The following is a 6,599-nucleotide window of genomic DNA, read 5'->3' on the forward strand; positions in this document are numbered from 1 at the left end:
GGTTCAGGCAAAGATCAGACAATGATCAGCCCGCGGTAAGGACAGTTGGCGTCGACGGCGTCTATAGCTGACCATGGCCGCGATCACCGCAGCCCTGCCGTTCAGCCGTCGCAACTCAGGAGATTTCGATGGAACTCTATGTCATTCGCCGTCCAAGCGCTTGGGCGAACATGGGCGAACTGGAACTCGCCGGCGCAACGTCCGCGCGGATCGGCGACGAGCAGATGCCGGACCGCGTCCGCTGGATCCGCAGCTATGTGGTGCATGAGGCGGATGGTCGCATTGGCACGTTCTGCATATACGAGGCGCGTGACGGCGACTCGATCCGCGAGCATGCGCGCTGCGTCGGCATGCCGGGCGAGGAATTCTACAAGGTCGCGGCAACCGTGGTGGTGCGCGGCGATCCCGTCGAACCGCCCATTGCAGCCGAATGACGCCTGGCGAGGCGTCGCATGGCGCATCCCGGCCAAACCAGCATCCGGGCCGCCATTTCTATTCGATCAAGGAAACGATTATGCCGATTTCATTCATGGAGTCCGTGTCAGGTTCGGTGCGAAGGCATTTTTCAATCCTGCTTTTGCGCATCCGCAGACTAGTCAATCAATCGGTCGCAGGCATGCTCGCGCACCGCGAGCGGCAAGCCAGTAGCTTGATGCCGCGCAAGCACGGCGGCCGGCGATCGAAGGCCGCCGGCATCCGCTGTTCGCAGTCGATCATTCGAAGTGCAGTGCTTGGGCTGATGCTCGCGGGGTTGTCCTCGCCCGTGTTCACGAGAGCGGAGGAGCCTGTCGTTCGCGAGCATCGCGCAGCCCTGCTGAAGCAAGCGGTCCGGACCCAGCGTAGCGGGCATGGCTGCAGGCATCGCACCGATTGGAGCATTGTTGCCGCATCCGCCATCCCGGCGCTTCTCGGCTATCGCACGTAGCGCGCAGCACATTGAAGCCACTGCACCGCACGACGCGGATTTTCCGGCGAAGCCAGCCGCCTCGCCGCGGGCCGCGCCACTTTTTCAAAGGAGATGCATATGAATATTCAGACCGAAATGCCCGTCGTCGATCTCGCCGCCGTCAAGGCACGCCAGCAAGCCACCTGGAGTTCGGGTGACTATGCGATCGTCGGCACCACGCTTCAGATCGTCGGCGAAACGCTCTGCGAGGCCGTCGACCTGCACAGCAATCAAATGGTGCTTGACGTCGCCGCCGGCAACGGCAATGCGACGCTCGCCGCAGCGCGGCGCTTTGCCGACGTGGTCTCGACAGACTACGTCGCCGCGTTGCTCGAACGTGGCCGCGAGCGGGCGGCCGCCGAGCGTCTGCCCGTCACGTTCCAGGAAGCGGACGCGGAGAAGCTGCCGTTCGCCGATGCGAGCTTCGATGTGGTGCTGTCGACCTTCGGCGTCATGTTCACCGCCGATCAGCAGCAGGCGGCGAACGAACTGCGCCGCGTCTGCCGCATCGGCGGCAAGATCGGCCTTGCGAGCTGGACGCCGGAGGGCTTCATCGGCCAGTTGTTCAAGACCATCGGGAAATATGTTCCGCCGGCGCCGGGAGTGAAATCTCCTGCGCTGTGGGGCACCGAGGCGCATCTCGGCGCCTTGTTCGGCCCGCAGGCGACGGTTGATGCCAAGCGCAGGCACTTCAATTTCCGCTACCGGTCGCGCCAGCATTTCCTCGAGATATTCCGCACCTATTACGGTCCGGTGCTGAAGGCGTTCGGCTCGATCGATCCCGTCAAGCAGCAATTGCTCGCGACCGACATGCTGGGCCTGATGGACCAGTTCAATGTCGCCAGAGACGGCACGCTGGTCATCCCCAGCGAATATCTCGAGGCTGTCATCACCAGGCGGGGCTGACGCCCGCGGGCTATTCGTCGATCTGAGCGTGGCGCCGGCGTTCTCGCCGGCGCCACATTCGTTGGTTCGATTGCAGGAGCAGTGCGATCGCTCAGTTATGGCGCTTGTCCTTGGGCTGCGGCCTTGCCGCGCGCGGCGGCGGTGCGCGCCGTTGCTGGAAGGCTGGGCGTGCCTGCACGGCGGGCCGTTGCATGCCGGGGCGCACACCCGGTGCGGCCTGCTGAATGCCGGGCTGCGCCTGGCCGGGTGCCAGCGGTGCAGGCTGCGTTGCGCCTTGTCGCGGCACGCCCGGTTGAGCCGGCCGAGTCGGTGGCTGTCCTGGCTGGCGCACGCCGCCCGGTGCCTGTGTGCGTCCGGGCTGCAGGCCGCCCTGACGTGCAGGCGATTGTTGTCCGCCGGGCTGCGTCGCACCGCCCTGACGCGCGGGCTGTTGTCCTGCAGGTTGCTGCTGTCCGGCCGGCGTCTGGGCACCGGGCGCGTGCGGCAGCGTGGTGCCGCCGGGCTGGCCGGGCAGCGCGTGCTGTGCGCCGCCTTGCTGCTGCGTGCCCGGCTGCTGCTGCGAGCCCTGCCGGCCCGGCGTGCCGGGTTGCTGCGGCTGGCCGGGACGGTTTTGCGGACCAGGCTGCTGCAACTGGCCCGGACGATTCTGCTGACCCGGCTGCTGCGGAGCGTTGCGGTTCTGCCCCGGCAGGCCGTTCTGGCGTTGCGGGTTCGGCTGCACCGGCTGGCCGCGGTTCGGATAGGGCGCGGCCGGATTGGTCCTGCGGAAGTCCGGATTGGCTCTGCGGAAGTCGCGCTGCTCGGTCACGACCTGGCGGCCCAGCGTCTGCGCGGAGTGTACCGCGCGCACGAAACCCTGGTCGCGCGTCATCTGCTGCGGCGAGATCGTCAGCGGCACCGCGGCGAAGCGGGCGCCACCGGTGCCGGGACGAATCGCAAAGCCGCTCGCCCCGCGCGTCAGCACGCCGAGCGAGGCGCCTGCGCGGTCGTTGACCTCGATGCGGCCGACATGCCCGTCGGCGTCGGGATAGAGCTTGATGCCGACATTGTTGCTGGTCGCGGTCGCGCCTTCGGGCACTTCGACAAGGCCGGTGGTGCCGCGGATGCCGAGGGTTGCGGTCGGCGTCGAGATCTTCATGTCGCCGGTCTTGGCGACGGCGGCGGCGACGAAGGCCGCCGTTCCCTTGGCGACGTTGAACAGCGCGGCGTTCTGCTGGCCGCCATCCTCGTAGACGTAGTTGTCGATCGTGATCCTGGCGTTGGCGCGCAGGTTGAAGGTGGTGCCGTCGTTGAAGGTGATGCCGAGCGAGGAGGTCGCCGATGTGGCGACATCGTCATTGGCAAAGATGTCGTCGCGGATCTGCAGCGGCGTCGTGGTGTTGTTGCGCGTGACGGCGGCGGTTCCGGTCAGTGTCGCGACGTTGCCGATCGGCTCGGGCGTAGTGGGCTGCGCACTCGCCCCTGGCGCCGGAGCTGCAGGCGCAGGTGTTGCGGGAGCAGGAGTGGCCGGTGTTGCCGTCGGCGCCGGGCCGGCCGAAGGCGCAGGCTGTGCTTGCGCGAGCTGCGTCAGGCCGGGCGCGGCATTGGCCGTTGTATGCCAACCCATGGCGACGCCGGCACCAAGCAGAAGCGCATAGAGAAAGGTGCGGCGCATCACCATCGATTCCCGGGAGGCATTGGCGATCGGCAATTGAGCCGCGTCAGGCTGAATGCCGAATGAACGGTCCTGCCTTGTTGTCATGGCGGACCGGAACGATCAAGCACCGCGCTCCCTGCGGGAGGCGGTGCTCATTCGTTGATCGGGAAGCGGTCGGATCAGCCGCGCTTGTGCGGGGTGATGTTGAGCGGCTTCGCCGGCTTGGCTGCGGGCGAATAGCTGGCGGGCTGGGCAGCGGTGGTGGGCGGCACGTAGTGGAATACGGCCTTGCAGCCGTCGCTGAGCAGCGCGCGCTGGCGGACCATGCAGGCGGTGACGCGATCGACATCGGGGATTTCCGAGCTGCACAGCCGCATCGCATCGCCGGTGCACATCTGCTGCTGCTCGTCGGTGTAGGCATAGGACGCCGAGGTCAACAGACCGAGCGTGAACGCGGTTGCCGCCAGCAGTTTGCCGTGACGAAGCGCGGAAGCGGTGAATGCCATCTTGTCCCCCTTGTGGTGATCGCGCCGATGCAGCGCGTCGTCGAACGCATCAGTAGGGAGGCTCGGTTTCAGCGATTCTTCGTGCGCCCGGCAAAACGGTTTCGTCGCGCGTGCGTTTGTTTCGTTAGCCACTTGCCGACGGCGTGAGATCCGCCGTTACGGCACCGCGGGCCGCCGGAGCCGCCTCGAGCGCGAGCACGGCTTCGCGCTCGGCTTCGGGCATGGCGCGGATGCGGCGCCTTGCGGTGAGGCGGAGCGCGGCAAAGCCGCCGAGGAACACCACGATCTTGCTGACGATGCCGAAGATCGGCATCACGACGGCCCGGGTCGTGATCTCGCAGGTCAGCGCGACGAAGGCGTTCATCGCGGCGGAGACGAACATCAGCCCCGACCAGACGTAGCCGACCTTGACGGCGACATCGGGCACGACTTTCTGCGCGATCGTGGGCAGATAGCGGTTGAGCCAGCCGGGCTTCAGCATCACGACGCCGACGATGGCGTAGATCACGCTCGGCTTGAACAGCACGAAGCGCGGGTCATTGGTGAGCAGCGTCGCGGTGCCCGCGGTGAGCACCAGGAACAGGCTCAGCCATTCCATGGTATCGATCCGCTTGCCGCGCATGATCTGGAGGCCGATCTGCACGACGCCGAACGCGATGCCGAGGCCGACCGAGAGCGCCGTGTTGTGCGTCAGCAGGAACAGAACAAGAAACACGAGGGTCGAGGCCAGGTCGAGGGCCAGCAGCCTTGCCGCGGTGAGAAAATGCTTCATGGGCCGTTGCGCTCCGCTTGCCATGTCACGCCTGATCACGTCTTGCCGCGATTCGGCGCCTGCGTCGGCGCAGCTAGGCAGATTGTGGGGCTGCAAGCCTATCGATTTCTGAAATCGAGGAGCGAATTCTTACTCCGGCCGGGCGATTTCCACCGCATCCGCGGTTTGCCCGGCAATCGCCTGGCGGCGAAACTCGGTTGGCGTCAGCCCGGTGTCCGCCTTGAAGGCGCGGTTGAACGGCGCCAGCGACTGGAACCCGGCATCGAGCGCAATCGTCAGCACCGGCACCTCGGCCTGGCTGGCATCGGCGAGCGCCGCCTTGGCCTCGTCGAGCCGATAGCGATTGAGGAAAACATTGAAGTTACGGTGGCCGAGCCCGTCATTGATCAGGGTACGCAATCGGTATTCCGGCATGCCGAGCTTGACCGCGAGCACGCCGATGGTCAGCCCCTCTTGCCGATAGGTCCGCTCGGTCGCCATCAGGTATTGGAGGTGATTGAGGGCGGCCTGGCTGCACGCCGGCGGGCCGGCATGCGCAAGAGCCCGCGCGCCCCGCGCGGCCTGGCCGTTGCCGCCGCCGGCGACAGCCGGCTGGCTCACGGGCGGATCGAACAGCATCATCCAGATCGAGATCAGCGCGAACGCGCCAAGGGCGAGCGCGGCGCTGAGGCTGATGGACCGGGTCGGAATTGCGGCGAGGCCAGCTGACGCGGCGAACATCATCTGCAGGCCGATACCGATCATCAGCGTGATCAGGATCCGGCCGCGCGTCGTCGCCGCGACCGTGCGCCATCCCTTCGGAATTTGTGCGATCCCGAGCCCGGCGAAGGCAATTGTCGCCAGCGCCAGGGCGCGGCCGCACGGCCCGGCGAGATCGGGCCAGATCGTCCAGCAATTGTGGCTGACAACGCCAAGACCGGCGAGCAGCGTCCACACCGCCGCGTGCCACGGCCGCAGCGCAAATCGCTCGTCGAACATCGCGCGCGCCCACAGCCAGAAGATCACCGGCGAGCCCATCGCGAAGGCGATGAAGGGAGAGCTCCAGCCGAATGACGATGCGGGAAAGAACGGTGCGGTGGAAATCGCGTAGGCCGCGCCGGCTGCGCCCATCGCGGCACCGAGATGCGCGGCGCGATGCACCGCCGCATAGCGCAGCAGCAGCACCGCGCAAACCACCAGGAACAGCGCGACCACCGCGCCCCGGAGACCGAGTTCAAGAGCCGTCATCGCCATCGCAAGCCGCCCGCAGGTTCAAATCAACCTCGACACTGTGATGCTTATAGCTCGTCCGGCGATCGACATGAAGCGACCGCCGGGCGGGTGTGAACCGTCATCTGAGGTGACGGCGTGCAAAAACCGATGTCCGCTCGCCGTTTGCACGGCAGCGGACATCAGGGCGATCCGGCAATGCGACGTGCTAGCTGACCCGCTTCCAGGTCTGGCCGCCGCAGAACATGCCGCCGAAGGCGCAGCCCTGCACGCGTATCGCATTCGGGCCCTTCATCGCGATCGTCGAGTCGTAGTTGCGGCCGGAGTCGGGATCGTGGATGCGGCCGCTCCACTTGGTGCCGTCGGGCTTCATGTTGATCAGGATGCGTTCGTTGCTCTTGACCGAATAGCCGCAGAGATTGGCGCCGCAGGCTTCGACGCGGACGTTGCCCTTGTTCTCCTCGGTGGCCCAGACGCCGATCGGTCCGGTCGGCGCTGCTGCCGGCGCTGCGGCAACTGTCGTGGACTGCGGCTGCGGCTGTGTGGCGACCGGAGCCGGTGCAGGCGCAGCGGGTGCGGCGTCGACCGGCGCGGGGGCCACCGTCGCAACATTTGCCGGTGGTG

At 66.7% G+C, this 6,599-nt stretch carries 8 protein-coding genes; 3 read left to right on the top strand and 5 right to left on the bottom strand.

The window, feature by feature from the left end; genetic code table 11:
• Nucleotides 1-128 precede the first annotated feature (128 nt).
• From AKN84_RS31565 to AKN84_RS31575, 3 genes are all read left to right on the top strand, one after another.
• Nucleotides 129-434: a nickel-binding protein gene (locus tag AKN84_RS31565; protein WP_050424385.1), complete on the top strand. Its 306-nt coding sequence runs from the start codon at nt 129-131 to the stop codon at nt 432-434.
• Nucleotides 431-925 carry a hypothetical protein gene (locus AKN84_RS31570; protein ID WP_050424386.1) on the top strand — a complete coding sequence of 165 codons (495 nt, stop codon included), beginning with the start codon at nt 431-433 and terminating at the stop codon, nt 923-925. The genes AKN84_RS31565 and AKN84_RS31570 overlap by 4 nt, the downstream gene beginning before the upstream one ends.
• 99 nt (nt 926-1,024) lie before the next feature.
• On the top strand, nt 1,025-1,852 hold the full coding sequence (locus AKN84_RS31575) for a class I SAM-dependent methyltransferase (protein ID WP_347337372.1): 828 nt from the start codon (nt 1,025-1,027) through the stop codon (nt 1,850-1,852).
• Nucleotides 1,853-1,943: 91 nt separating this feature from the next.
• Here the strand turns inward: AKN84_RS31575 and AKN84_RS31580 are convergent, their stop codons facing one another.
• The 5 genes from AKN84_RS31580 to AKN84_RS31600 all read right to left on the bottom strand — a co-directional run.
• Nucleotides 1,944-3,506, bottom strand: coding sequence for a FecR family protein (locus AKN84_RS31580; RefSeq protein ID WP_430649946.1), 1,563 nt, complete (start codon nt 3,504-3,506; stop codon nt 1,944-1,946).
• Nucleotides 3,507-3,667: 161 nt separating this feature from the next.
• Entirely contained in the window at nt 3,668-3,994 is a 327-nt protein-coding gene (locus AKN84_RS31585; RefSeq protein ID WP_244485616.1) for a hypothetical protein, read from the bottom strand.
• A 124-nt stretch (nt 3,995-4,118) separates the two neighbouring features.
• Nucleotides 4,119-4,766: a septation protein IspZ gene (locus AKN84_RS31590; RefSeq protein WP_050424388.1), complete on the bottom strand. Its 648-nt coding sequence runs from the start codon at nt 4,764-4,766 to the stop codon at nt 4,119-4,121.
• 129 nt (nt 4,767-4,895) lie between these two features.
• On the bottom strand, nt 4,896-5,999 hold the full coding sequence (locus AKN84_RS31595) for an AraC family transcriptional regulator (protein ID WP_050424389.1): 1,104 nt from the start codon (nt 5,997-5,999) through the stop codon (nt 4,896-4,898).
• A gap of 184 nt (nt 6,000-6,183) precedes the next feature.
• Nucleotides 6,184-6,599 (bottom strand): DUF2147 domain-containing protein (locus tag AKN84_RS31600; RefSeq protein WP_157863356.1); only part of this gene is annotated, 416 nt, incomplete at its 5' end.

The organism is Bradyrhizobium tropiciagri, assembly GCF_001189845.1.
Taxonomy (GTDB): Bacteria; Pseudomonadota; Alphaproteobacteria; order Rhizobiales; family Xanthobacteraceae; genus Bradyrhizobium; species Bradyrhizobium tropiciagri.

Bases quoted from the DNA above. Each gene is read 5' to 3' on its own strand.
- AKN84_RS31565 (WP_050424385.1), top strand. From the start codon at position 129: ATGGAACTCTATGTCATTCGCCGTCCAAGCGCTTGGGCGAACATGGGC.
- AKN84_RS31575 (WP_347337372.1), top strand. From the start codon at position 1,025: ATGAATATTCAGACCGAAATGCCCGTCGTCGATCTCGCCGCCGTCAAG.
- AKN84_RS31595 (WP_050424389.1), bottom strand. From the start codon at position 5,999: ATGGCGATGACGGCTCTTGAACTCGGTCTCCGGGGCGCGGTGGTCGCG.
- AKN84_RS31590 (WP_050424388.1), bottom strand. From the start codon at position 4,766: ATGAAGCATTTTCTCACCGCGGCAAGGCTGCTGGCCCTCGACCTGGCC.
- AKN84_RS31570 (WP_050424386.1), top strand. From the start codon at position 431: ATGACGCCTGGCGAGGCGTCGCATGGCGCATCCCGGCCAAACCAGCAT.
- AKN84_RS31580 (WP_430649946.1), bottom strand. From the start codon at position 3,506: ATGCGCCGCACCTTTCTCTATGCGCTTCTGCTTGGTGCCGGCGTCGCC.
- AKN84_RS31585 (WP_244485616.1), bottom strand. From the start codon at position 3,994: ATGGCATTCACCGCTTCCGCGCTTCGTCACGGCAAACTGCTGGCGGCA.